The organism is Lysinibacillus sp. HST-98, from assembly GCF_016757845.1.
GTDB lineage: Bacteria > Bacillota > Bacilli > Bacillales_A > Planococcaceae > Lysinibacillus > Lysinibacillus capsici.
On record NZ_JAENHX010000004.1, the window covers coordinates 252,906 to 277,445 of the forward strand.

26 protein-coding genes, 1 riboswitch and 1 other annotated feature are annotated in these 24,540 nt (G+C 37.9%); of the genes, 11 read left to right on the top strand and 15 right to left on the bottom strand.

The window, feature by feature from the left end:
- Nucleotides 1–33: 33 nt before the first annotated feature.
- Nucleotides 34–783 carry a hydrogen peroxide-dependent heme synthase gene (gene hemQ / locus JIN86_RS12040; RefSeq protein WP_004227638.1) on the top strand — a complete coding sequence of 250 codons (750 nt, stop codon included), beginning with the start codon at nucleotides 34–36 and terminating at the stop codon, nucleotides 781–783.
- 470 nt (nucleotides 784–1,253) lie between these two features.
- On the opposite strand, the gene JIN86_RS12045 is transcribed toward hemQ, so the two are convergent.
- Complete coding sequence (locus JIN86_RS12045) at nucleotides 1,254–1,424, bottom strand: hypothetical protein (RefSeq protein ID WP_004227634.1); 171 nt, start codon at nucleotides 1,422–1,424, stop codon at nucleotides 1,254–1,256.
- 245 nt (nucleotides 1,425–1,669) lie between these two features.
- Between JIN86_RS12045 and JIN86_RS12050 the strand changes: the two genes are divergently transcribed.
- Together JIN86_RS12050 and gerQ are read left to right on the top strand one after the other, a co-directional pair.
- The gene (locus JIN86_RS12050) at nucleotides 1,670–2,095 is read left to right on the top strand and encodes a cell wall hydrolase (RefSeq protein WP_004227631.1); all 426 of its coding nucleotides are present in this window, start codon (nucleotides 1,670–1,672) and stop codon (nucleotides 2,093–2,095) included.
- Between the two features lie 22 nt (nucleotides 2,096–2,117).
- The gene (gene gerQ / locus JIN86_RS12055) at nucleotides 2,118–2,453 is read left to right on the top strand and encodes a spore coat protein GerQ (protein WP_004227629.1); all 336 of its coding nucleotides are present in this window, start codon (nucleotides 2,118–2,120) and stop codon (nucleotides 2,451–2,453) included.
- Between the two features lie 82 nt (nucleotides 2,454–2,535).
- On the opposite strand, the gene JIN86_RS12060 is transcribed toward gerQ, so the two are convergent.
- The 5 genes from JIN86_RS12060 to JIN86_RS12080 form a co-directional block, all read right to left on the bottom strand.
- Complete coding sequence (locus JIN86_RS12060) at nucleotides 2,536–3,711, bottom strand: amidohydrolase (RefSeq protein ID WP_237497249.1); 1,176 nt, start codon at nucleotides 3,709–3,711, stop codon at nucleotides 2,536–2,538.
- 163 nt (nucleotides 3,712–3,874) lie between these two features.
- Complete coding sequence (locus JIN86_RS12065; RefSeq protein WP_004227623.1) at nucleotides 3,875–4,255, bottom strand: DUF423 domain-containing protein; 381 nt, start codon at nucleotides 4,253–4,255, stop codon at nucleotides 3,875–3,877.
- A gap of 26 nt (nucleotides 4,256–4,281) precedes the next feature.
- A complete protein-coding gene (locus JIN86_RS12070) occupies nucleotides 4,282–4,548 on the bottom strand; it encodes a YwdI family protein (RefSeq protein ID WP_202342029.1) in 267 nt (88 codons plus the stop codon).
- Nucleotides 4,548–4,724: a hypothetical protein gene (locus tag JIN86_RS12075; protein ID WP_048393435.1), complete on the bottom strand. Its 177-nt coding sequence runs from the start codon at nucleotides 4,722–4,724 to the stop codon at nucleotides 4,548–4,550. Before JIN86_RS12075 ends, JIN86_RS12070 begins: the two co-directional genes overlap by 1 nt.
- Before the next feature lie 75 nt (nucleotides 4,725–4,799).
- Nucleotides 4,800–5,477, bottom strand: coding sequence for a uracil-DNA glycosylase (locus JIN86_RS12080; RefSeq protein ID WP_004227613.1), 678 nt, complete (start codon nucleotides 5,475–5,477; stop codon nucleotides 4,800–4,802).
- A 175-nt stretch (nucleotides 5,478–5,652) separates the two neighbouring features.
- On the opposite strand from JIN86_RS12080, the gene thiD reads away from it, so the two are divergent.
- Nucleotides 5,653–6,483 (top strand): bifunctional hydroxymethylpyrimidine kinase/phosphomethylpyrimidine kinase, encoded by an 831-nt coding sequence (thiD, locus tag JIN86_RS12085; protein ID WP_202342030.1) that lies wholly within the window; start codon nucleotides 5,653–5,655, stop codon nucleotides 6,481–6,483.
- Between the two features lie 45 nt (nucleotides 6,484–6,528).
- Here thiD and JIN86_RS12090 read toward each other — a convergent pair whose 3' ends face one another.
- Nucleotides 6,529–7,077 (bottom strand): acyl-CoA thioesterase, encoded by a 549-nt coding sequence (locus JIN86_RS12090; protein WP_004227610.1) that lies wholly within the window; start codon nucleotides 7,075–7,077, stop codon nucleotides 6,529–6,531.
- Between the two features lie 196 nt (nucleotides 7,078–7,273).
- Here JIN86_RS12090 and JIN86_RS12095 point away from each other — a divergent pair, with 196 nt between their 5' ends.
- The 3 genes from JIN86_RS12095 to bshB2 all read left to right on the top strand — a co-directional run bounded on the left by JIN86_RS12095 (nucleotide 7,274) and on the right by bshB2 (nucleotide 9,168).
- Nucleotides 7,274–7,555 carry a hypothetical protein gene (locus JIN86_RS12095; RefSeq protein ID WP_048393429.1) on the top strand — a complete coding sequence of 94 codons (282 nt, stop codon included), beginning with the start codon at nucleotides 7,274–7,276 and terminating at the stop codon, nucleotides 7,553–7,555.
- Between the two features lie 559 nt (nucleotides 7,556–8,114).
- On the top strand, nucleotides 8,115–8,465 hold the full coding sequence (locus JIN86_RS12100; protein ID WP_004225428.1) for a YojF family protein: 351 nt from the start codon (nucleotides 8,115–8,117) through the stop codon (nucleotides 8,463–8,465).
- Between the two features lie 13 nt (nucleotides 8,466–8,478).
- Nucleotides 8,479–9,168, top strand: a complete 690-nt coding sequence (gene bshB2, locus JIN86_RS12105) for a bacillithiol biosynthesis deacetylase BshB2 (protein ID WP_202342031.1) — start codon at nucleotides 8,479–8,481, stop codon at nucleotides 9,166–9,168.
- 42 nt (nucleotides 9,169–9,210) lie between these two features.
- On the opposite strand, the gene JIN86_RS12110 is transcribed toward bshB2, so the two are convergent.
- Entirely contained in the window at nucleotides 9,211–9,954 is a 744-nt protein-coding gene (locus JIN86_RS12110; RefSeq protein WP_202342032.1) for a TerC family protein, read from the bottom strand.
- A gap of 289 nt (nucleotides 9,955–10,243) precedes the next feature.
- On the opposite strand from JIN86_RS12110, the gene ilvA reads away from it, so the two are divergent.
- On the top strand, nucleotides 10,244–11,506 hold the full coding sequence (ilvA, locus tag JIN86_RS12115; RefSeq protein WP_009371610.1) for a threonine ammonia-lyase IlvA: 1,263 nt from the start codon (nucleotides 10,244–10,246) through the stop codon (nucleotides 11,504–11,506).
- A gap of 478 nt (nucleotides 11,507–11,984) precedes the next feature.
- On the opposite strand, the gene JIN86_RS12120 is transcribed toward ilvA, so the two are convergent.
- From JIN86_RS12120 to JIN86_RS12130, 3 genes are all read right to left on the bottom strand, one after another.
- The gene (locus JIN86_RS12120) at nucleotides 11,985–12,779 is read right to left on the bottom strand and encodes an ABC transporter ATP-binding protein (RefSeq protein ID WP_004225432.1); all 795 of its coding nucleotides are present in this window, start codon (nucleotides 12,777–12,779) and stop codon (nucleotides 11,985–11,987) included.
- Nucleotides 12,772–13,800 (bottom strand): ABC transporter permease, encoded by a 1,029-nt coding sequence (locus JIN86_RS12125; protein WP_009371612.1) that lies wholly within the window; start codon nucleotides 13,798–13,800, stop codon nucleotides 12,772–12,774. Before JIN86_RS12125 ends, JIN86_RS12120 begins: the two co-directional genes overlap by 8 nt.
- Nucleotides 13,801–13,884: 84 nt before the next feature.
- Nucleotides 13,885–14,907, bottom strand: a complete 1,023-nt coding sequence (locus tag JIN86_RS12130) for an ABC transporter substrate-binding protein (protein ID WP_202342033.1) — start codon at nucleotides 14,905–14,907, stop codon at nucleotides 13,885–13,887.
- A 321-nt stretch (nucleotides 14,908–15,228) separates the two neighbouring features.
- Nucleotides 15,229–15,273, top strand: a riboswitch (PreQ1 riboswitch).
- Nucleotides 15,274–15,279: 6 nt separating this feature from the next.
- Between JIN86_RS12130 and JIN86_RS12135 the strand changes: the two genes are divergently transcribed.
- Together JIN86_RS12135 and trpB are read left to right on the top strand one after the other, a co-directional pair.
- Nucleotides 15,280–15,762, top strand: coding sequence for a QueT transporter family protein (locus tag JIN86_RS12135; protein WP_048393417.1), 483 nt, complete (start codon nucleotides 15,280–15,282; stop codon nucleotides 15,760–15,762).
- 68 nt (nucleotides 15,763–15,830) lie between these two features.
- Nucleotides 15,831–16,030, top strand: a binding site (T-box leader).
- Nucleotides 16,031–16,088: 58 nt separating this feature from the next.
- Nucleotides 16,089–17,252, top strand: coding sequence for a tryptophan synthase subunit beta (gene trpB / locus JIN86_RS12140; protein WP_202342034.1), 1,164 nt, complete (start codon nucleotides 16,089–16,091; stop codon nucleotides 17,250–17,252).
- A 43-nt stretch (nucleotides 17,253–17,295) separates the two neighbouring features.
- Here the strand turns inward: trpB and JIN86_RS12145 are convergent, their stop codons facing one another.
- From JIN86_RS12145 to JIN86_RS12155, 3 genes are all read right to left on the bottom strand, one after another.
- On the bottom strand, nucleotides 17,296–18,915 hold the full coding sequence (locus tag JIN86_RS12145; RefSeq protein ID WP_202342035.1) for a long-chain fatty acid--CoA ligase: 1,620 nt from the start codon (nucleotides 18,913–18,915) through the stop codon (nucleotides 17,296–17,298).
- A gap of 189 nt (nucleotides 18,916–19,104) precedes the next feature.
- Nucleotides 19,105–20,058: an L-threonine 3-dehydrogenase gene (locus JIN86_RS12150; protein ID WP_004225462.1), complete on the bottom strand. Its 954-nt coding sequence runs from the start codon at nucleotides 20,056–20,058 to the stop codon at nucleotides 19,105–19,107.
- A 351-nt stretch (nucleotides 20,059–20,409) separates the two neighbouring features.
- The gene (locus tag JIN86_RS12155; protein ID WP_202342036.1) at nucleotides 20,410–22,080 is read right to left on the bottom strand and encodes a methyl-accepting chemotaxis protein; all 1,671 of its coding nucleotides are present in this window, start codon (nucleotides 22,078–22,080) and stop codon (nucleotides 20,410–20,412) included.
- Between the two features lie 234 nt (nucleotides 22,081–22,314).
- Between JIN86_RS12155 and JIN86_RS12160 the strand changes: the two genes are divergently transcribed.
- A complete protein-coding gene (locus tag JIN86_RS12160; protein ID WP_370568688.1) occupies nucleotides 22,315–23,490 on the top strand; it encodes an FtsW/RodA/SpoVE family cell cycle protein in 1,176 nt (391 codons plus the stop codon).
- Between the two features lie 58 nt (nucleotides 23,491–23,548).
- Here JIN86_RS12160 and JIN86_RS12165 read toward each other — a convergent pair whose 3' ends face one another.
- Entirely contained in the window at nucleotides 23,549–24,529 is a 981-nt protein-coding gene (locus JIN86_RS12165; protein ID WP_202342038.1) for an N-acetylglucosamine kinase, read from the bottom strand.
- Nucleotides 24,530–24,540: the final 11 nt, after the last annotated feature.

Here is a 24,540-nt window from a genome sequence, read left to right on the forward strand (position 1 = left end):
ATGGTATTCACTTATAAAGGAGTGTTTTCAATAATGAATGAAGCAGCAATTACGTTAGATGGTTGGTACGCTTTACATGATTTCCGCTCAATTGATTGGGCATCTTGGAAACTTGTTTCTGCTGAGGAACGTCAAGCAGCAGTAGAGGAATTTATTGCTTATTTAGAAAAACTGAACGAAGCAGATGTAGCTAAAACAGGTGCTCATGCTTTCTATGCAATCGTTGGTCAAAAAGCTGACTTTATGATTATGACATTGCGTGAAACAATGGATGAGTTACAAGAGCTTGAAGCAGAATTCAATAAATTAGCTATTGCAGATTTTACAATTCCTACATATTCTTATGTATCTGTGGTAGAGCTTTCAAACTATTTAGCTGGCGAATCAAATGAAGATCCTTACCAAAATCCACATGTACGTGCACGTCTATATCCTGAACTTCCACGTGCTAAATATGTATGCTTCTATCCAATGGATAAACGCCGTCAAGGGAATGACAACTGGTACATGCTATCAATGGACGAGCGTAAATCATTAATGCGTTCACATGGAATGATTGGTCGCGGCTATGCTGGTAAAGTAAAACAAATTATCACTGGCTCTGTAGGCTTCGATGATCACGAATGGGGCGTAACTTTATTTGCTGATGACGTACTGCAATTCAAAAAATTAGTATATGAAATGCGCTTTGACGAAGTGTCAGCACGCTATGGCGAATTCGGGGAATTTTTCGTCGGAAACCTTCTTGATAAAGATAAATTGGTTAAATTCTTAACTGTTTAATATCTAATTAAAAATGTGAGTCCACCAATAGGGACTCGCATTTTTAAATTTCGTTTTCTTCTGCATTCTCGGATTCGAATATTAAAATAATAATATGAATAAAAATCCCAGTTAGAATCATAAGAAAAACTAAGTACCAATTATATGGTTGATGATAATATTCTGCTATTCCAACTGCCAGAAAAGCGCTGATGATAATCGCTACAAACATACTAAAAATACGCATGGAAACGCTCCTTCATAAAAGCAAAAATAAAGTCATTTTCAGTATGTCACGCTATATTTTTAATATACTTACTAAGCAAGAATAATTATGTCTTATTGAATAGCAGCTAAAACAAGCATTGTAAAGGCATTTTTCCTGATGCTCTGCTTTCCACACTAGCAAATTTATACTCACAATATAAAAAAGTGCCATCTTTTAGCGATGACACTTTCTTAACCCCAACACGTTTCTTCTACATACTTCATTAAGAGCTTTCGTTCTTTACTTTTAAAATTAAGATAACCGTTTGAATAAAAAAACCAATCACTATAATGACAATAAAGAGATACCAATGGAGCGGCTGTCCATAAAACTCCCCTAATAGAAAAGCCAGTACTGCACTTAATAAGATCCCAAACCAAACGCCAATTTCCATAAGCCATCACCTCACATGTATTAGATACACATGCAATTCATTGATCTCACGTTCCCCTAAATCTATTTTTTTCTATTTACCCTTTTTGCTATAAAAACTATCGAGCCTTGCAGGATTTGAAGTATTTTCTACGTACTTGTCGTTATTACTACTATATGCATAGTAACTTTAATATGTGATTGTCTTTCTTAACAAAATTGAACATGACTACTATACCTTCGTGCATATACTGTCTGCGAGGAGGTATGAAAATCGCTGTTATTAAGACGAATGATGCACAGACAGCCCTACTCGCAAGACTAATGCGTGCCGAAGCAGAAGGCGAAGGAGAGTTAGGCATGCTGATGGTTGGGAATGTTGGCGTTAATCGTGTAAGAGGTGATTGTTTAGATTTTGGTGATATTCGAACAATTGAACAAATGGTTTATCAACGTCCTGGAGGCTTTGAGGCAACACAAAAGGGTTATTTTTATCAACGAGCACGTGATCAAGATATCCGGTTAGCTAAAAGGGTGATTCAGGGTGAAAGATTTCATCCAGCTACCCGCTCTTTGTGGTTTTTCATGCCAGCAGGTGATTGTCCTGCACAATGGTATGGCCAATGGAATACTGGCAGGTTCAAATCCCATTGTTTTTTCTCGCCAACTGAACAAGATTGTCCTCAAATTTAAAAAGAAAGTAGGTTGATAATTGATGATGCCTTATTATTGGACACCAACAACGCAACAACAAATGACTCCTCCTCCAGTCACACTTCCGAGCGGACGACCACCTGGCCGTGAGGAGTCCTATATAGAAAATATTTTACGTTTGAACCGTGGAAAACCAGCTACCTTCCATTTTTCTTTTGAGCACGCAGTAGAGCAGGGAAAAAACACAAAAACTGTTCGTGGTGTGGTAGAAGCAGCTGGTCGAGATCATGTCATTATTCGTGAGCTTAAGTCTAATCATCGTTTTCTTTTCCCTATGATTTATTTCGATTTTGCTGAGTATGATGAGGAAATGGCTTACTTTAATCAAAATCCATAATTCTATCACTAAGTAAAAATCCGCAATACACTCACTGACCAAAAGTCGATGGGCGTATGCGGATTTTTATCATTCGCTATGTTCAATTTTCTTTTAAATACGTTAAGGTTGCTTTACCTAAGGTTTTTGCTGCAATTAGCATGGCACGTTCATCAAAATCAAAGCGTGCATGATGATGCGGATAGGCTGTTTCCCATTCTGGCTTTTTAGCTCCTGTGAAGAAAAATGTGCCTGGTACTTTTTCTAAATAATACGCAAAATCTTCCCCAATCATAAATGGCGGACATGTTATTACTTGATCTACCCCTGGTACAGTCGACGCCAATTGTGCCAAAAACTCGGTTTCTCTCTGATGGTTATAAACAGGTGGATAACCCCTTGTGTAACGATATTCGTAACTTGCCCCAAATGCCAGACAAGTCGCATTTAATACTGCTTCTAACTCCTGCTCCATTTGTATGCGCACTTCTTCTTCAAATGTACGAATTGTCCCCGCTAAAACTACCCGATCAGCTATAACGTTAAACGGATTAATTGCTTCAAAATGACCGATTGTTAAAACAGCTGATTTCAATGGGTCAATTCGTCTTGAAACAAGCTGTTGAGCATTGACGACAAATTGGGAGGCTAGGGTAACAGCATCAATAGAATGATGAGGCTCTGCGCCATGACCACCCTTTCCTTGAACCGTTATTTCTACTTTATCCGCAGCAGCCATGATGGCTCCATCTTTCACTAATATTTCTCCTAATGGTGTAGGTGCCCATAAATGTGTAGCAAAAATAACATCTACACCTTCTAAACAACCATCCTCAATCATCGGCTTAGCTCCACCTGGCGCCACTTCCTCTGCATGCTGATGAATGAATACGACATTGCCCTCAATTTGGTCCCTCATTGCATTCAATGCCTTAGCTAGCCCAAGCAATGTAGCTGTATGTCCATCATGTCCACATGCATGCATTTTTCCAGCTATTTTAGATTGGTAAGGTACATCATTCTCTTCTTGTATCGCTAATGCATCAAAGTCAGCTCGTAATGCCACCGTTTTGCCCGGCTTACCGCCACGTAGTATCGCTACGACGCCACGTCCTCCCACTCCTTCTCGAACCACATGCCCCAATTCTCTATGAAAAGTAGCTATATAGGATGGCGTTTCGACTTCTTCAAAGGATAATTCAGGGTATTCATGTAAATGGCGACGAATCCCTACCATCTCATTATAGTTAGCATCCAGTAATGTAAATAGTTTTTCCATACTATGTAACCTCACTTTTGGTATTTTCGAAATATTGCAAGTAATATTAGTAGTGTACTATAAATTCTTACAAAATGGATAGGATTTAAATCCCTATCTTTGAAAGATGACTGATAACAAAGAAAAACCCTCCTACAAATCATGTAAGAGAGTCAACTTAAAATTAACGAGCATGCTTGAGAGCAGTTAAGATAATAAGTAGCCATCCAGCTAAAAATAGTACGCCACCAATTGGTGTAATAGCCCCTAATACTTTAATACCACTTATTGCAAGAACATATAAGCTCCCAGAAAAGAAAACAATACCAAGGTTAAAGAAAATACCTGCTAGATTTAATTGTTTCACTTCACCTAATAGTTTAGAGCTCATTAACAGACCAATGAATAGTAATCCTGTAGCGTGGAACATTTGATATTGAACAGCCGTTTCCCAAATACCTCGACTGTATTCATCTAAAATTTCCTTTAAAGCATGTGCACCAAATGCACCCAATGCTACTGCTAATAGGCCATGAAGAGCACCTGTCACGATAAATCTTTTCATTTTCATTACCCTACCTTTAAAATGGATTAAAAATCAAAAATGGAATCGCCATTTGCCCCATCTTCTTCAATCTTTGCTGTATATAAAGTGGATGGTTTTGACTCTGACACAAGCATTTGCGGTACATGCTTATGAGGAGTGATTGATGGTGCATCACTTGAAGAATCTAACACCACATCACATAATGCTCGAATGGCTGTAAGCGTCTCACGAATTTGCTGATCATTCCCCGCATTTTTTGCGTTAGATAATTGTTTTTCAAGTTGCTGTATAACGGCTTGATAAGAAATCATTACATTCTCCCACTTTCTACTTTTGGTACGAATTTTAAACAATCCACACCCGAGGATTGCTTCACAACAACGGATGGTATTTGCTTTGTTTTAAAGCCATAAGCTGCACATGCTCGTGGGTTTTGAGGGTCCCAGGTTACTTTAAAAAATTGACACTTAAAACAATTCACCTTCATCAATGTCCCTCACTTTCTTCTATATTAAATGTAACATGATTGCTAAAGCGTATAAAGCAAACGATTTGTGCCAATCTATTCTAAACACCAATCAATCGGCTGCTTGCCCCACTCCACTAATTGTTGATTAATCTTTGAATAAGGTTTACTGCCAAAGAATCCTCGATAAGCACTTAAGGGACTTGGGTGTGGCGCTTCCAGTATGACATGAGGTGTTTTATATTTTCGGATTAATTGCTTTTTGCGTTGCGCTGGTTTACCCCACAATACAAAAATTAGTGGTTCTTCCCTTGCAGCTAATAGATCGATAACAGCATCGGTAAATTGCTCCCATCCTTGTTCTTTATGGGAGTTCGCTTGTCCTGCTCGAACCGTAAGCACCGTATTTAATAGCATAACACCCTGTTCAGCCCACTTTGTTAGCGTTCCATTTTGAGGAATTGGACAGCCTAAATCATCCTGTAGCTCTTGAAACATATTCCGTAAGCTAGGAGGATGTGGAATACCTGGTTTAACAGAAAAGCTTAGCCCATGCGCTTGATTAGGCCCATGATAAGGGTCTTGTCCCAAAATAACAACTTTCACATCATGATATGCTGTTGTATAGAATGCGTTCATCACATCATTCATTGGTGGATAAATAGTTTGTGTCGAATATTCATTTGCGACAAATTGACGTAGGTGTTGATAATATGGTTTTTCTAATTCTTCTTTGAGTACTGCTTGCCAATCATTCGGGAATACTTGTTTCATCGTTCTTTAAGCCCCTTTCTCTTCTTACAACGGTACAAAAAATTAAAGATGAATTCAAGCTTCAGTTGAAACTGACCATATAAAAATATAGTATTCTGGCTATTTTTATAGAATCAGAATCGGACTATACTAGATGTTAATTTTATAACTCTTAACGATAAAGGAGATCCTTTACATGACTCTAAAAAAAACATTAACAATTGCTGGTTCAGATACATCAGGCGGTGCAGGAATGCAAGCTGACCTTAAAACATTCCAAGAGCACGGTACATATGGTATGGTGGCATTAACAGTTGTCGTAACAATGGACCCTAATGGCTGGACACATAACGTCACACCTTTGCCAACTGATTTACTACAAAAACAAATTGACACAGCACTTTCCACAGGAATTGATGCCATTAAGACAGGAATGCTCTCAACAGAAGAAATTATTCGTATTGCTGGAAAGGCTATTGCAAATTCAGGGACTTCAAATGTTGTCATCGATCCTGTTATGGTATGTAAAGGGGACGATGAAGTACTGAATCCCGGTAACACAGATGCCATGATTCAGCATCTTTTACCACTAGCAGCGGTAACAACACCAAACCTTTTTGAAGCTGGACAATTAGCTGGCACAGGTACACCAAAAAACATTGACGACATGAAGATTGCCGCTCGTAAAATCCATGAACTAGGAGCTAAAGCTGTTGTCATTAAAGGTGGAAAAGCACTGGCTACTGAAAAAGCAACAGACTTATTCTTTGATGGTGAAACATTCTACTTATTAGAATCTGAAAAAGTCGCATCTACAAATAACCACGGTGCAGGCTGTACATTTGCTGCTTCTGTGACAGCCAATCTTGCGAATGGTCTTACTATTAAAGATTCTGTCATTGAAGCAAAAGAGTTTGTATCCGCAGCTATTGCACATGGCTGGGCGTTAAATGAATATGTAGGTCCTGTCATGCATGGAGCGAAATCTCGCTTTGGTGCTCCACACGTAACAGTAACAGAAATATAAGGATGAAAGGGATGTCTCAAAGTCATTTGAGACATCCCTCTTTTTTTACATATAATTCTCCATCATTTCTAGCCGATAATCCCATGGATCATTCATAGATATAAATTGTGCTAATGCTTTACTTTCCTTTTTACGTTCAGCACGCGCCTTCGCTCGTTCTGAAGCTGTTTCATGCAATTTTGTCTCTTCTACTGTTTCAGGAATTACTCTTGGGACCAATGCTGGTTTGTTATTTTCATCCAATGCCACGAAAGTTAATAATGCAGTCGCTGCCACCTTCCTCTCCCCAGTTTTCAAGTTTTCAGAAATAACTTTGACAAAAACCTCCATAGAGGATCTTCCCGTCCAAGTTACATAGGATTCGAAATAAACCGAATCTGTTGGGCGAATGGGATGTAGGAAATCGACTGAATCAGTTGAGGCTGTAACACAATCTCTTCTGCTATGCTTTGCAGCTGAAATGGAAGCAACTTGATCAATATCGCTCATCAACCGTCCTCCAAATAATGTATTATGATTATTCACATCGTTTGGAAATACACGACTTGTACGCATCACTCTTGATTCCTTACAATATTTAAAGTCCTTATTCACACCTATTCCCCCTCTAAACGTCTTGTTTATTCCTACTATAATGCTATATTTAAATGGAAAAATCAATGTAATTATTAGAAAATTACAAACATTAAATAATTCGTTAATGATGAGTACTTATCCAATAAAGATTAAAATAGGACAAGATACCTTAATGCCTCATACCCCATATATTAGCTGTATGGGAGGGGAAAAAATGAAAAAAAACAAGGTAGAAGACTTAACGGAAGAATCAGGTTTACTAGCTGGAGAAATCACCTCTTCAAAAGTTGAAGTAATTGCCTCCATCATATTAACACTTGGTTATTCATTATCCACCCTTGCCACAATATTAGCTCTGCAGGAGGAGGAAGAATTGGCACAAGCCAAAACCACTGAAACCCAAGATCAAAATCTTTATATGAAGCAAATGTTTAAACAATTACAAAATGTTAATAATCGTTTAGATACAATTGAACGAAAACTTAATCGATACTAACAAATACATAGCCTACACGAATGTACAAAAAAACCGCGACTCTCTGTCATAAAAGAGAGTCGCGGTTTTTATTATACTATGATAATGAGCTTCATTTTTCTTCCCTTTTTAACAGCTACCTTGCCTAACCTGTTCAAGGAACGTCATCTATTGTACCAAGATAGAATTCATTATTTCTGAAATAATACTACCTTTAACAGGTGGAGCTGTCTAACACACACGAATTAGGAAGAAGTCATGGTTGCAATATCTTTTCAGATGTGAAAACGGATACAATGTGAAACGACACAGTTTGTACATATTTATTTTCACACTCCCTATATTGATACATTACAATAATTTTTTCAAGAATATTGCTTAAGAACTTGTCATAGATTTAGAGATGGTGATTTATTTCCTTGAATGCTAGGATTCATTTTTACACTCTCAAAAAATTTGGACCAAAATGCAGTAAGGTTTATAAATATAAATCATCACTTTTTTTATCAAAGCAATCAATTTCCCTTTGCGAATTTTTTTTACTATACTTAAAGGAGAAATGATCGAGAGGAGTGTTAAGATGCAAGAAGTACAAGTAGAGACGTTGCAAAAATTGCTGAATTCTTTCGCCAACAAAGACGTTTATATTCATCTTGAGACGACAAACGGATCTTATGCAGCACACTATGATGAACAGTTTTTTAATGCAGGTGCTTTTATTCGCAATGCTAAAATTAACTATGAGCTTGCTAAGGTTGTAGATAATGCACCTCATCGTGTGGGTTTAAAATTACCTCATGGCTGGGTTTATGCTCAAGGCATTACACATTTTGAATTAGATGATTTAGGCCGTTTATTAATGGCTGGACTAGACTACTCTGGAAAATTGGCGATTGCGCTTGAAATTAGTGAAACGCCATTTACTTACTAAGGGGGACGACTATTTGAATTTACAACCACAACGTCATATTTTAATTGTGTACCCTCACCCAGATGACGAGGCTTTCTCAGTTGCGGGGACCATTGCCTACTATACGAAGAAAATGAATACACCTGTTACATATGCCTGTTTAACATTAGGCGAAATGGGACGTAATTTAGGTAATCCACCCTTTGCTACACGCGAGTCTTTACCTGAAATCCGTCGTAAGGAATTGGTTGCAGCAGCAGAGGCAATGGGTATTCAAGATTTACGTATGCTTGGTCTACGGGATAAAACAATTGAATTTGAAGATGATGAGAAAATGGTAAAACTAGTGGAAGGGCTAATTGAAGAACTAATGCCTTCTTTAATTTTCACATTCTTACCTGGCTTTGCTGTCCATCCAGACCATGAAGCAACAGCACGTGCTGTTGTTGAAGCTGTACGTCGTATGCCAAAGGCTGCTCGTCCACAAATATTCGGTTGTGCCTTCGCCAATGATACGATTGAAAAAAATGGTGAACCACATGTGGTCTATGATATTCATGAAATGCGAATGGACAAATTAAAAGCATTACAAGCCCATGCATCTCAGACTGGTTGGATGATGCAGGAGACTGAAAAACGTATTGATGACGGGGAACCAATGAGCGAGAGTTGGCTTAATGTTGAAAAATTCTATATTGTTGACCCAGATAAATATGTAAAATAAATAAAAGTACTGTTCTCATTTTTGGAGAACAGTACTTTTTAATTAAGCAGCTCTTACTCTCTTCATCATATGCACAATAATTGTAATAGAAAAAGCAATCACTAAGAAAAGGAAGAATAAATAATGAGGGATGTGGAAATTGAAAACACTCACTAACATTTTTAAGCCGATGACGCCTATAATAATGAAGGCTGTTGCTTCAAGCTCTGGTATTTTTTCAATGATGATTAAAAAAACACCTGCAATCGTCCTCATCATTAATATTCCTAACATCCCTCCGATTAAAAGCACCCAGACTTGATCTGATATCGCAAAGGCGGCAAAGATTGAGTCAATTGAAAAAGCAATATCCATTAGCTCAACAGAAATGACAGTTGCCCAAAACGTGCCGAAAAGACGCACCATCCATCCTGACCTTTTTACCTCTTTTACACTATCCTCATTCCCTATGTGAAGAAAATGAGCAACACAAAGCCAACCTAAATACAAAGCACCTAATACTTTAATAAACCAAAATTCTACTAGATAAACACCTATGCCAATAAATAAAAATCTAAAAAAATAGGCACCTAGCATACCATACATTAATGCCCGCTTGCGCTGTTTATCTGGTAAATGTTTCACTAGTACTGCTAATACCAATGCATTATCTGCCGACAGCAAACCTTCTATAATAATTAATGAGGATATTAGTCCCCAGGAGACAGGGTCCATTAGTACTTCTTGCCACATCGCCAAATCAAAAAACTTCCAATATGTTGATAAAATCCCTTGAATGATTTCCACTACATACCCTCCTACTTGTCCTAAGCTAATCTAGTATATGCTTGACCATTTTTGTTATGAGAGTAGTATTTTTTAGATTTGAGACAACAGATTGTCTCCACTTAAATTGAGCTAATTCTAGGTCTGACACATTGCTTTTTTATAAAAGAATTAGCTATATCAAGATAAAACGCTTACATCTCAAAATAGACACAGAAAATTTAGAATTTACTAAAAATTAATCACAAAAAGCAAATAAAGTGTGCTATCATAGATAAATGTTTTAAACGTATAACGGAGGATGAATACTATGGAAGTTGCTGATACTAGAACCGTGCAAGTGGAGAATGTCCTGATTGCACATCATTTTTTAAAAGATGTAGTTGTGCACACACCACTACAAAAAAACGACTATTTATCCGAGAAATACGGAGCTAATATTTATATTAAACGCGAAGATTTACAGCATGTACGCTCATTCAAGCTTCGTGGTGCCTATTATAAAATTAAAAAAATCGAGGATGAAGCGCGCAATGCTGGGGTTGTCTGTGCAAGTGCAGGCAATCATGCCCAAGGTGTAGCATATGCCTGTGCCCAATTAAAAATTCAAGCAAGCATTTTTATGCCACAAACAACGCCGAAGCAAAAAATAGACCAAGTACGTATGTTTGGACGTGAATATGTGGAAATTATTTTAGCAGGAGATACATTCGATGACTCTGCTGAAAGCGCGTTGAGCTATTGTGAAGAGCATGATAAAATCTTCATTCATCCATTTGATGATTTCGATGTCATTGCTGGCCAAGGTACAGTAGCGGTAGAAATTATGAATGATATGGAGGAACCAATCGACTACGTATTCGGTAGTATTGGTGGTGGTGGCTTAATGTCAGGCGTGTCTGCCTACATTAAAAATCTCTCTCCTACTAGCAAAATTATTGGTGTGGAGCCTGCTGGTGCTGGTAGTATGAAGGCTGCCTTTGCTGAAGGTGGCGCAGTTGCCCTTGATTGGATTGATAAATTCGTTGATGGTGCTGCAGTAAAATGCGTTGGTCACCACACTTATGATGTTTGTCGTCGCTATTTAGACGATATTGTTCTGGTACCTGAAGGCAAGGTATGTACGACCATTCTAGATCTATATAATAAACATGCGATTATTGCTGAGCCTGCTGGAGCATTATCAGTAGCAGCCCTTGATTTTTATAAAGAAGAAATTAAAGGTAAGTCAGTCGTTGTCATCATCAGTGGTGGGAATAATGACATTGGAAGGATGCAGGAGATTAAAGAAAAGTCACTTATTCATGAAGGCTTACTTTACTATTTCATCGTCAGCTTCCCTCAGCGTGCCGGAGCATTACGTCAATTCCTCACTAGTGTACTTGGACCAAACGATGATATTACTACCTTTGAATATACTAAGAAAAACAATAAAGAAAGTGGCCCTGCACTAGTCGGCATTGAGCTAGGTGATCGTGCTGAATATGAAGGACTACTTGCCCGAATGGATGAATTCGGCTTCAAATACAAAGAAGTAAACAACGATATTCAACTATTTGGCTTACTCGTTTAAAATGAAGAGTCTCACTTCTCTGAAAGTGAGGCTTTTTTTATGTGATAAAGTTTATCGATCCTTTAATTTCCCCAAATAAAAATTATTCAAACTAGTGCATAAGCGTTTTATAAGATGTTGAAAAAATAATATCGTCTGCAGAAAGAAACATTCTGGCAAGACGAGGGGTTAATCTCCGTTCCGCCAGCGTTCAGGGGGGCGTCTGATGTTCCGCTAAATCCCCTAGGAGTGACGATGGCTCCACTCCAATCAACCATTTTGAAATGTGTCTTTTCATTTTCTTTCATACTAACAATAGAGAACAATTTGGAAAAACGATGTGTGACAACGCCCCTCCCATAGGATAGATCGGCACCCCCTACACATGGATTTAGGGAACCTGCAATAGACATTCATTTTCACCATTCATAAAAAACACTATTGAAGAAATTTTTAACACTATAAAAAACGCCCATACAAGTGTATGAGCGTTTCGATATTAACCTAATAGAGCACGGTCTGAATTCATTTTTTCCCCACGAATACGTTCAAACTCAGACATTAAATCAGGGATTGTTAATTCATGTTTGCGATCTTCACCAACTTCTAAAATGATTTGGCCTTTATCCATCATAATCAGACGATTCCCTAAATCTAATGCTTGCTGCATATTGTGCGTTACCATTAATGTGGTTAAATTATCTTTTTCCACTAAGTACTTCGTAATACGGGTAATTAATTCTGCACGTGATGGATCTAGTGCAGCTGTATGCTCATCCAGCAATAAAATAGATGGCTTTGTGAAGGTAGCCATTAAGAGCGACAAAGCTTGACGTTCCCCACCTGAAAGTAAACCTACCTTAGCAGAAAGACGATTCTCAAGATTTAAACCAAGCATCTCTAGCGATTCTTTAAAAAATTCACGACGCTTTTTGTCCACACCATTGCGTAGCCCTCTATGCTTATTTCGAGAGTATGCTAATGCTAGATTTTCTTCAATTGTCATCGTAGGTGCCGTTCCTGCCATTGGGTCCTGGAAGACACGACCAATGTATTGAGAGCGTTTATATTCAGGCAAACTTGTCACATCATTACCATCAATCAATACTGTACCGAAATCGGGTGTTAAAGCACCTGAAATCATATTCATCATCGTTGATTTACCTGCACCATTACTACCTATAATTGTCACAAAATCACCTGGCTTTAAATGTAGGTTTATCTCCGCAAGTGCAATCTTCTCATCAGGTGTTCCTTCATTAAATACCTTATTAATACCATGTAATTTAAGCAAGGCCATTTCCTCCCTGCTCTACTTTTTTTACTTGTGAAAGTTCTGCAGCACGTTTAGCTTTACGTTTACGTTCTTTACTCTTATTGATAAATTGAGGTAAGATCAGTGCCAAAATAACAATGATCGCCGTAATTAATTTCATGTCCCCTGAATCAAGGAAATCTACACGTAATGCTAAAGCTAATATAATTCGATAAATGATGGCTCCTGCAATGACTGCAAACGTTGTACGGATAATGGTTTTAGTCCCAAAAATAGCTTCACCAATAATAACGGATGCGAGACCGATCACAATCATACCAATCCCCATACTAACATCAGAGAACTTCGAGTATTGTGCGATTAAAGCTCCAGAAAATGCGACAAGCGCATTGGAAAGTCCTAGCCCCAAAATGATAAGTGTATCTGTATTTGCAGAGAAGCTGCGAATCATTCGTTTATTATCACCAGTTGCTCGGATAGCTAGCCCAACCTCTGTCTTTAAGAACCAGTCTGCTATTAACTTAATTAAAATCGTGATGATTAATACAACAATCAGCACACTCCATGTACCTGGTACATGCTGAAAGCCTATGCTTTTTAATAGGTTATTGATAGCATCATCGATCCCTAAATTACTCCAGAAAGATTGAAACTTTGAAAAGATTGTTTCAGAGTTTAGTAGTGGAATATTCGGGCGACCTATCGTATTTTCTGCAGTTAACCCCATGATACGTAGATTAATCGAGTATAAAGCAATCATCATTAAAATTCCTGATAAAAGCGGATTAATCTTTCCTTTCGTGTGAAGAATTCCTGTCATACATCCAGCAATAAATCCAGCAACAATTGCCACTAAAGTCGCTAAGATTGGGTGGTAGCCAAGCAAAACCATTGTTGCTGCAGTTGCCGCCCCTGTTACAAAGCTTCCATCAACCGTTAAATCCGGAAAATCTAACACCCGAAATGTTAAATATACACCAAGTGCCATAATTGCATAGATGATTCCTTGCTCCACTGCGCCAAATAATGCTAAAAACATCGTTGAATCATCTCCTAAATCTCTTTATTATTTATATCGCTTGTAAAATGAAGATAAAGCGGGGATAATTCACCCCGCTTCGTTTTACTGTTCTAGAATTTCGGCACCCCAAGAATCTTTAATTTCGATTCCTAAATCATCTGCAACTTTTTTATTGATTAATAATTTCAGATTTTGTGGGTATTGTGCTGGTGTATCGGCAGGTGTCGCTTCACCTTTTAAAATTTTCACAGCCATTTGACCTGCTTCATAACCGATATCGAAATATTCAAACCCATAAGCAGCTAAACCGCCACGTGCTACAGAATCTAGTTCTCCTACGATTAATGGTAATTTATTCGTATTGGCAACATCAATTACCGACTCTAATGCAGAAACTACTGTGTTATCAGTAATAATATAGAAAGCGTCTACTTTACCAATTAGAGATTCTGTCGCTTGTTTTACATCTGCTGAAGTAGATGCTGATGCTTCTACCACCGCTAAACCTTGTTCGTCCATAACCTTTTTCACTTCTGAAACTTGTGCAACTGAGTTTTGCTCACCGGCATTGTAGACCATCCCTACTTTTTTCGCGCCAAGTTCTTTTAGGAATGCTACAGTTTTAGATATCGTTTCAGGATGTAAATCGATTGTGCCTGTAATATTTTTCCCTGGCTTCTCCATTGAGTCAATTAACTGTGCACCAACAGCATCTGTAACAGATGTAAAAATAATTGGAATATCACTTGTTGCTGTTGCAGCGGCTTGAGCAGAAGGTGTAGAGTTTGCAAAAATTAAATCTACGTTTGCACTTACTAGATTGTTAGCAATTGTTGTGTTAAGGCTATTATCTCCCTGTGCAATTTGTGGATCGTATTCAACTTTTAAGCCAGCATCTTCAATTGCTTTTTTAAAGCCTTCCGTTGCTGCGTTTAACGATGGATGCTCAACAATTTGAGTAATCCCGATTTTATATGTTTTATCGTCTGCATTTCCGCTCTCACTAGCATTGTTTGTTTCATTTCCTTTTGAATCTGTTGTACCAGAGCCACCGCTACCACAAGCAGCAAGAAGCAACACTAATCCAAAAAGAAGGAATGACAACTTCTTTACATTGCTTTTCACAAATAATCCCCCCGATTATATTCTCGAATATCTATCGCACTTTATCCAAACAAAGTGTGAATGTATCGCTATATTATCGTTATTATCGAGCTCCGTCAACAACATTATGAATGTTCTGACTTTTAAAATTGACAAAATATTTTAGTTTTTCATTTAATTCGGCGCTTTAAACCGCTAAACTACGCTGTTTTAGTTATTCTATTTCCTTTTTCAACATAGTAAAAAATATTTATGACAATTTTGCGGCAATAGGACATTATAGACAAAGTCTGACATTTGACTTCTACTAGATATCTATAATAGAATATTTACTTGTGTGAAAGCACCGTGGTTCGTAACCATCCCACGAAAAAAAACTAAGGAGAAATGAATATGAAGATAAAATTTTTAGCAGCAAGTGGTATCATTGCGGCTCTCTATATAGCTGTAACCATGCTTGTTGCACCATTTGGTTTTACAGAGGTTCAGTTCCGAGTATCTGAGATGTTTAACCATTTAGTGGCCTTTAATCCACGCTTTGCCGTAGGGATTATTATTGGAGTATTGATCTCTAATCTCTTTTCACCACTTGGCATTTACGATTTAGTGTTTGGTGTAGGTCATTCAATGATTACACTCGGCCTGTTTATTTTAATCTGTAAATTTGTCAAAAATATTTGGGCACGTTTAATTATTAATACATTGCTCTTTACATGTACTATGTTTATCATTGCCTTTGAGCTGAACTTGGCTTTAGAGTTGCCATTTTTCTGGACTTGGCTTACAGTCGCGGCGGGTGAATTTGTTGTATTAGCTGTAGGTGCACCGATTATGTATGTATTAAACAAACGCCTTCACTTTAAAAATTTGATTTAACGGACGGATCTTTTTAGATTCGTCTTTTTTCTTGACACTATTCTGAAAATACTCTACAATTCTTTCTAATAAATGCAAGGAAGAAGAGTAGTAGCAAGCATTGTTACTTTAAGAGAGCTGGTGGTTGGTGCAAACCAGTAGTACAGACTTGTGAATGGACTTCAGAGCAGCCTTATCAAATGTAAGGCCGTTTCGCTCCCCGTTACCGGAGCAGGAAAGCGCGCAAAAATTGCGAATGAAGGTGGCACCACGGTTACTCGTCCTTTTTATGAGGGATTGGAGTGGCTTTTTTTTTGGAAAAATCAGCATAGAGGAGTCGAGTTAAGATGAGTACAGTAGTAGAAAAAAAGGGATATTTCGGTGAATTTGGTGGAAGCTTTGTTCCAAAGGAGCTTCAAAATGTTTTAAATAGACTAGATGAGAATTTTCAAAAGTATAAAGAGGATGATGATTTTAAGCAAGAATTAGATTACTATTTCCGTGAATATGTCGGGCGTAAATCCCCTCTTTATTTTGCAGAAAATTTAACACAGCAATTAGGTGGCGCAAAAATCTATTTAAAACGTGAAGACCTTAACCATACAGGCTCACATAAAATCAATAATGTATTAGGACAAATTTTACTAGCTAAACGTATGGGAGCAAATCGCGTGATTGCCGAAACAGGTGCAGGACAACATGGAGTAGCAACAGCTACAGCGTGTGCCATGTTTGGAATGGATTGCACGATTTATATGGGCTTGGAAGATACAAAACGTCAGGCATTGAACGTATTTCGCATGGAACTTCTCGGAGCGAAAGTTGTAGCTGTCGATAAAGGGCAAGGCCGCTTAAAGGATGCTGTAGATGAAGCATTCGCTGACTTAGTAGAAAACTATGAAACAACCTTCTATTTATTAGGCTCAGCAGTTGGACCACACCCCTTCCCATCAATGGTTAAACATTTTCAATCAGTGATTAGCCGTGAAAGTCGTGAACAGATTTTAAAAAAGGAAGGAAAGCTGCCAACAGCTGTTCTTGCCTGTGTAGGAGGCGGTAGTAATGCTATTGGGGCATTTGCTGACTATATTGCAGACGAGAATGTTCGTCTTATTGGAATAGAGCCAGACAAAGCTGCTACCTTAAACGAAGGAACACCAGGAGAGCTACACGGCTTCAAATGTTTAGTACTTCAGGACGCAGAAGGTAACCCACTCCCTACCTATTCAATAGCAGCTGGTTTAGATTATCCAGGTGCAGGGCCTGAGCATAGCCATTTGAAAACAATCGGTCGTGCTGAGTATGTGACCGTGACAAATGAAGAAGTTTTAGATGCCTTCCAAGTACTTTCTAAGGTTGAAGGTATTATTCCTGCTCTTGAAAGCTCACATGCAGTCGCACATGCTCTAAAATTAGCACCAACTTTATCACCTGAGGAAAGCATTATTATTAATATATCAGGTCGTGGCGATAAAGACGTTGAACAAGTCTTCCACATGTTAACTAAATAACTCAAAAAAGAGCGACTTCCGTTTATAGAAGTCGCTCTTTTACCTATACCAATGATTTAGGATAAATTTCTGCTACATTATCTCGCAGCTTCGCTTTCAGGAATTTTCCGACAGATGTCTTTGGAATTTCTTCTAGAAAGACGACTGCATCTGGTACCCACCACTTGGCAAATTGATTTTCTAAAAAAGCAAGAAGCTCTGGTTCAGTTACTGATTGTCCCTCTTTCAATACAACACAAGCTAATGGACGCTCCTGCCATTTTGCATGGGGCATGGCAATGACAGCCGCTTCTAAAACGGCATCATGCGTCATCAGTGCATTTTCCAAATCAACAGAGGAAATCCATTCCCCACCTGATTTAATAAGATCCTTCGTACGGTCTGTTATTTTAATAAAGCCATCTGCTGTTCGTACAGCAATATCACCAGTATATAACCAACCATCTCGATAGGCATCTGCTGTTCGCTCATCACGATAGTATTCGTTGGAAATCCATGGGCCTTTTAAACGTAATTCCCCCATTGTTTCGCCATCCCAAGGTACCTCACCCGCCTCATTAATAATACTAGATTCGATACCTGCCATTGTCATCCCTTGCATCGCTCGAGCTTCAATACGTTTTTCAATCGGCCAATCTTCCATCCATGACATATAGTTGGACAATGCCACGATTGGTGTAGTTTCCGTCATGCCATATACAACAATATAAGGAATACCGTACTTTTCTTCAAATGTCCGAATGAGTCGAGTTGGTGAAGCCGATCCACCACAGCATATCGCTCTTAAAGAGCTAATATCTCGCTCTTTCTTTTCCTGCTCCTGTAAGGCGCCTATCCAAATGGTTGGTACACCAGCAGTTAATGTAACCTTTTCTTGCTCGATTAAATCCATTATTAATGCTGAAGTAAATTGCGGACCTGGTAGAACTTGTGTAGCACCCACATTGACACTAGCAAAAGGTAAGCCCCATGCATTTGCATGAAACATGGGTACAATCGGCATCACCACATCCCTTTCCGCAATCCCCATAGAGTCAGACATACTCAGCATGATACTGTGTAAAACTAAACCCCGATGGGAATAGACAACCCCCTTTGGATTCCCTGTCGTAGCACTTGTATAGCACATACCAGCAGGTGCTTCTTCGTCAATATCCTCTGGAAATTGAAAATTTTCATCAGCCGAAGCTAATATGTCCTCATAGGATAAAACATTTTGTAGTGTAGTCTTCGGCAAAGCTGGTTCATCCGTCATAATGATATAGTGTTTCACTGTCTTAAGTTTTGGCGCAATATTTTCAATGATCGGCAATAAATCTACATCGACCATTAAAATCTCATCTTCTGCATGATTAATAATATAGATTAAGTGTTCTTCTGATAACCGAATATTCACCATGTGTAAGATTGCCCCTGAGCAAGGCACAGCAAAATAAGCTTCTAAATGCCGATGCTGATTCCACGCAAAGGAGCCGACTTTTGTTCCTCTTGTCATCCCAAGCTTTGTAAGGGCATCTGCTAAACGACGCGTTCTTTTTGCCCACTGCCCATATGTTAAACGATGTATTTTGTGTGGGCTTGTCCGTGAAATAATTGATTTTCTTGCAAAATAGCTCTCTGCTCGCTTGAAAAAACTAGTTAAAACTAATGGTGCTTGCATCATAAAACCCATCATCCCTTCATTTGTGAATTTCCCCTTGTGAAATTGTTATAGCATCAATTAAACTGAATACTATTAATATTCCGAATATTATTATATTTTAATTTCATAATTTAATCTATATATTCCAATAATTTTCTTTTATATATAAAAAAACGGATGAAGTTTAGATCTTCACCCGTTGCCCATCTTTTATGAAATGGCTTTTTTATGCAGTTTGATTTTCAATTTTTCTAACATATCTACTGTCATTTTAGCTAAATCATATTCTGCTTTGAAGCCCCACTCTTTTTGAGCCGCTTCAATATTTAAAGAGTTTGGCCAGCTATCTGCAATGGCCTGACGAACTGGATCTACCTGATAGCTCATTGTGAAATTTGGTAAGTGTTTCTTGATTTCAGCCGCGATTTGCGAAGGTTCGAAGCTCATAGCTGTAATATTAAAAGCATTGCGATGAACAAGCTTACTACCGTCTGCTTCCATTAAATCCACAATAGCTTGTAAGGCATCTGGCATGTACATCATATCCATAAATGTACCTTCCTGAATATACGATGTATATTTGCCTTGTTCGATGGCTTCATAGAAAATTTCTACTGCATAATCTGTTGTACCACCACCTGGAGGTGTTACATAAGAAATTAGTCCTGGGAAGCGTACGCCACGTGTATCAACACCAAAACGATTGAAGTAATAATCGCATAATAACTCACCCGCTACCTTATTTACCCCATACATAGTTGTTGGTCTTTGCAAAGTATCCTGTGGTGTATCTTCCTTAGGTGTAGACGGACCAAACGCACCAATTGAGCTTGGCGTGAAAAATTGCATATTTAACTCACGTGAAACCTCCAACGCATTCATTAATCCACCCATATTTAAATTCCAAGCTAACAATGGATTTCTTTCTGCTGTAGCTGATAATAATGCTGCTAAATGCATCATTGTATCTGCACCGAAGTCCTTTGCTAAATCATGCATTCTTTGTCCATCTGTCACGTCCAATATTTCAAATGGGCCCTTAGTATGTTCAAGCTTTCTAATGTCTGTAGCAAGTATATTGTCCTCTCCATAAATACCACGAAGTTTTTCTACAAGCTCAGAACCAATTTGACCAAGTGCTCCAGTAACAATAATCTTTTTCATTTCCCAAAACCTCCACATGTGAACAATTGTACTTTCTGAAAGTACAAAAATACATTAATAAACATTGATTTAATAACACTTTCAATGAAATTCATTATAATGTGTTCGTTTTGAAAATACAACAATTATATTAATAATATTCCTTACAAAGAACAGATAATCCCTTATTCACAGTATATGAGAACATGAAAAACATTGTGCTACAAAAATATACAAAACACATTTGTACACCTCAAAAACACAAAACATTTACACTTTCATAAGCTAGTTTTGTAACCATGCAAAAAAAGAATCTTCTTTGCTATTTTTTGCAAAGAAGACCCTTTTCGAATATTATTCTTTAATATTAAATTATATCGAAAAACGTTTGACAGCTATTTGCAAAACTTTTGATACTTTGCGCAATTCCTTTATATAATTATGGAACTGTTGCTGAGCTGTTAATTGATCAGCTGTTAACGTAGCAACATGCTTAGTAGACACGGCATTCGTATCGGATAAGGCGGTCAGCATACCTGCATCCTCACTTACCTTCTTCGTGTGATTGGCAATCTCTTGAACCGTAGCAGATACTTCCATCATATAAGGCTTAATAGTATGTACTTTTTCTAAAATTTGATCAAAACTTGACGCAGTTTGTCCTGTAACAGCTACACCTTTTTCAGTCGCCACTAAAACGCCTTCCATCATTTGTACCGCATAATTCGAATCTAAATGGATGTTCTGTACAATGGATGTAATCGTTTGTGTCGATTGAACAGTTTGCTCTGCAAGCTTACGAACCTCATTAGCCACTACTGCAAAACCTTTACCATGCTCTCCTGCTCTTGCGGCTTCAATTGACGCATTTAAAGCCAGTAAATTAGTTTGTGCTGTTATTCTTTCTATTACTTCAATCATTTGATCGATCGATGCAGCCCGCTCTACTAAATTAAAGATAGCTGTATTAGATTTTTCAACTGCCTGCTTAATAGCTTGCATTTGCGTTAAATTAGCCTGCACAATTTCAGTTCCACTTTCTGCATCTCTGGCCGTTTTTTGCGCAAAACTTTCTACAACCTGAACCTTTTCTAAAATAACCTGTACATCATTTAAAACCTCCTCTAAGGAAGCCGTATTCGAAGCTAATTTACTAGAAGAAGCAGACGTTGACTCTGAGATAGATTGTACATCCTTCGCTATTTTTAATGTCGTTGTTGATGATTGCTCAGAGGATTTCTGCAATTTCCCTGTCATTTCTTCTACTTCATAGGCACTGTCTGTCACAGTATGGAGTAGTCGTTTCACCTCTGTTACCATTTGATTGTAGGACAGTACTACTTCACCAAGCTCATCATGAGCTACATAACTTGCATTGGCAGTGAAATCACCTTGTTCTGCACGTTTTAATAAGGACTTTAGTTGACGGGTTGGTACATTGACTGCCTTCGTTGCGATAAAGCCGATAAGGATAACAAGCAAGACAACCGCTAAGCATACACCACCTAGTAACCAGTAACCGAATTGTACATCTTTCTGATAAGCATGCTGTTGATCTTTTGCTCGTTGAACCAAATAATTTTGCGTGTCTTCTAATAATGCATGACTCTCCTGACTAATTGGTAAAAATGTTTGCACATAAAACTGATCTAGCTCACCATGGTTCAATTGCTTAAAGTTCTCGATGGCTTCTTCCTGCTTCTTAAGCAATGACTTATACTTCTTAATTTGATGACTCATCTTTTTATCAATTTCTTGGCTATCTAGATGCTCTAAAGGCTGCGCCATATTTTGTAAAATGGCTGTCATTTCTTTATCGTTGCCCTTCGAATCTACTATTAAATCTAATCGACGCTGTGATTCTTCTAGCTCATTTAGCCATCCAATTGGGACAAGTCCCTGTGTATAACTCTCACTTGCATGCCACGACATTTTCCTTAAATAATCTACACTGAATATACCTAGCAATACATTCGATAATACACAAACAATCATGAGTACAAGTAACTTGTCCTTCACCTTAATGAAACGGAAAAAATGCATGATCCCTGGCTCCTCCTCCAACTCTTACCAATAATGATAGTATAGAGATATAAAGCCAGTGTTATATTTTTGTAAATTTTAATCGAAACATTAAGAATTTATACCCATCATTTAGTTTTATTTAGGTAATTTAACTCGCTAAATTAGCCAGATGATTGCTTCTTATTCATACTATTTTTAGAAAAACATCCGCAACCTTCCATACATTGTCAGCGTTCTTAATAGAGAATGGAGGTGTTACATTTGACGCAATTCAAGAAGTTAGATTGGAGTTTAGTAATAAGTCTTCTTTTACTCGGCGCTATTAGTTGCCTTTTTGTCCATTCTAGTAGTGTAAATTTTGAACAGTATTCAAGCTCCTTTATTATCAAACAGTTTTTATTTTATATCATCGGATTAACCATCATGCTTGGAATATCTTTGCTTGATATTGAACAGTTGAAGAAGATTGGATGGCCATTTTACTTCCTAATAGTTGCTTTAACGGCTGGTCTTATTGTTGCACCTGAAAGCATTGCTCGAACGATCAATCAGGCAAAATCATGGTATCAAATCCCGTTTTTAGGTTCTCTCCAACCATCGGAATTTTTAAAATTCGCTTTTTTAATAGTTGTGAGTAGGGTCATTATTGCTCATCAAGAGAAAAATGTCCGCCCCTCCTATCTAGCAGATTTTTGGTTACTTATAAAAATCGGGCTAATTGTCCTTCCTCCTACGCTACTCGTTTATAGACAACCCGATACAGGTATGGTCATGTTATATATGGCAATGATTTTACCGATGATTTTCTTTTCAGGTATTCATAGAAAGCTTCTTGTCGTATTTACGGCTGTTCCTCTAGTTATCATCAGTACGCTGGTAGTGCTCTATGTCAGATTTAATGAATTTTTTACAGAGAAGGTTTTAGGTGCTCTATCAGGACATCAGATTTCTAGAATTTATGGATGGCTTCAGCCTTATGAATATACAGATTCTTCTTTTCAAGTACGCCAAGGCTTTATGGCTATTGGGTCAGGAGAATTTGTGGGCAAGGGCTATCTACATAACAATGTCTATGTACCAGAAAAACATACCGATTTTATATTCTCTGCTATTGCAGAAGAGCTAGGTTTTATTGGAGGAGCATTTGTAATCGCGCTACTATTTTTTGTTATCTATCGTATTGTTGTTATTACGGTAGTAGCGCGAGACCCCTTTATGACTTTAATGGGGGCAGGTATTTCAAGCTTACTAGCCTTTCAAATTACTCAAAATATCGGTATGACAATTGGGCTTTTACCTGTCACAGGTGTCACCCTACCCTTTTTAAGCTATGGCGGAAGTTCATTATTATCCAATTTTATGCTTATCGGAATCGTCATGATTATTCATAATTCATATAAGGGATATATGTTTAAAGTAGGAGACTGACAAAATGCAAGTAGAGATATTGTACATACTATTCTCTACTTGCTAAGTTAAGGGGGGATTAATTCGTTAAAAACTTCTTCATACTTGCATTATGTTGATCGATAAATAGCTTTGCTTCATTATATGGTAAATTTAAAGCAGCTAAAGCGGCACCACCTACTGGTAAGCTATAAGCACCCACGAAGTCATACTGATTACTATTCTTTTTATCAATAGCGATTAATTTTTTAGTAAATAGCTCCAATTCATTAAAAACTCCACCAGCCAGCACTACTTTGACTCGCTTATCTGCAAACGGGTTTTTTTTGTAACAAGCATCTATACTTTGATAAAAAACATGGCACACTCGATCAATAATTGTATTGGCTTCTCCATCACCACGTTTAGCGCATTCAATTGCAACCTTACTTAAAGGAGATATGGTATCCCTCGGATGTCCTTCACCATATACCACTTCAATTATCTCTGGAACGGAATGTAAACGAAAATATTCTAATACCGCTGCTGTTAGAAGCGTTTCAGGACCTCTTTTATCGAATGCTTTAAATACCGCTTTTAATGTGCGTATGCCAATATCATAGCCACTGCCCTCATCATCAAAAATATAACCCCATCCTGCTGTGCGCTCAATTCTTCCAGATGCATCTATACTGAGTGTAATCGCACCCGTACCAGAAATTTGTACAATGCCTGGCTGCCCCAAGGTCCCCGCATACAGCGCGTTCATTCCATCATTCGATAGTGATAGTTGACAGTCTTTCGGTAAAAGCGAGGTTAATAATGCATAGGTAATTTTCTCATTATTATTTTCTGTTACACCAGACAGGCCCGCATGGCACTTTGTAATGCGTTGAAATTCGTGAGGCTGTTGTCTTTTTAAATCATTTATTAATTCTGTTATCGTCTCTGTAAAATGCTCAAAGCTCATGGACGTGGGATTACTTTTGCCTGTTTCTGCTAGCGCCATAATTTGCCCATGACATGTTGAGATTGTTGCAATCGTTTTCGTTCCACCACCGTCTATTGCCAAAACATGCAAGTGCCTTCACC

Coding starts and splice junctions, on each gene's coding strand:
- hemQ (WP_004227638.1), top strand. CDS start 34: ATGAATGAAGCAGCAATTACGTTAGATGGTTGGTACGCTTTACATGAT.
- JIN86_RS12045 (WP_004227634.1), bottom strand. CDS start 1,424: ATGGAAATTGGCGTTTGGTTTGGGATCTTATTAAGTGCAGTACTGGCT.
- JIN86_RS12050 (WP_004227631.1), top strand. CDS start 1,670: ATGAAAATCGCTGTTATTAAGACGAATGATGCACAGACAGCCCTACTC.
- gerQ (WP_004227629.1), top strand. CDS start 2,118: ATGATGCCTTATTATTGGACACCAACAACGCAACAACAAATGACTCCT.
- JIN86_RS12060 (WP_237497249.1), bottom strand. CDS start 3,711: ATGGAAAAACTATTTACATTACTGGATGCTAACTATAATGAGATGGTA.
- JIN86_RS12065 (WP_004227623.1), bottom strand. CDS start 4,255: ATGAAAAGATTTATCGTGACAGGTGCTCTTCATGGCCTATTAGCAGTA.
- JIN86_RS12070 (WP_202342029.1), bottom strand. CDS start 4,548: ATGATTTCTTATCAAGCCGTTATACAGCAACTTGAAAAACAATTATCT.
- JIN86_RS12075 (WP_048393435.1), bottom strand. CDS start 4,724: ATGAAGGTGAATTGTTTTAAGTGTCAATTTTTTAAAGTAACCTGGGAC.
- JIN86_RS12080 (WP_004227613.1), bottom strand. CDS start 5,477: ATGAAACAAGTATTCCCGAATGATTGGCAAGCAGTACTCAAAGAAGAA.
- thiD (WP_202342030.1), top strand. CDS start 5,653: ATGACTCTAAAAAAAACATTAACAATTGCTGGTTCAGATACATCAGGC.
- JIN86_RS12095 (WP_048393429.1), top strand. CDS start 7,274: ATGAAAAAAAACAAGGTAGAAGACTTAACGGAAGAATCAGGTTTACTA.
- JIN86_RS12100 (WP_004225428.1), top strand. CDS start 8,115: ATGCAAGAAGTACAAGTAGAGACGTTGCAAAAATTGCTGAATTCTTTC.
- ilvA (WP_009371610.1), top strand. CDS start 10,244: ATGGAAGTTGCTGATACTAGAACCGTGCAAGTGGAGAATGTCCTGATT.
- JIN86_RS12125 (WP_009371612.1), bottom strand. CDS start 13,800: ATGTTTTTAGCATTATTTGGCGCAGTGGAGCAAGGAATCATCTATGCA.
- JIN86_RS12135 (WP_048393417.1), top strand. CDS start 15,280: ATGAAGATAAAATTTTTAGCAGCAAGTGGTATCATTGCGGCTCTCTAT.
- trpB (WP_202342034.1), top strand. CDS start 16,089: ATGAGTACAGTAGTAGAAAAAAAGGGATATTTCGGTGAATTTGGTGGA.
- JIN86_RS12145 (WP_202342035.1), bottom strand. CDS start 18,915: ATGATGCAAGCACCATTAGTTTTAACTAGTTTTTTCAAGCGAGCAGAG.
- JIN86_RS12150 (WP_004225462.1), bottom strand. CDS start 20,058: ATGAAAAAGATTATTGTTACTGGAGCACTTGGTCAAATTGGTTCTGAG.
- JIN86_RS12155 (WP_202342036.1), bottom strand. CDS start 22,080: ATGCATTTTTTCCGTTTCATTAAGGTGAAGGACAAGTTACTTGTACTC.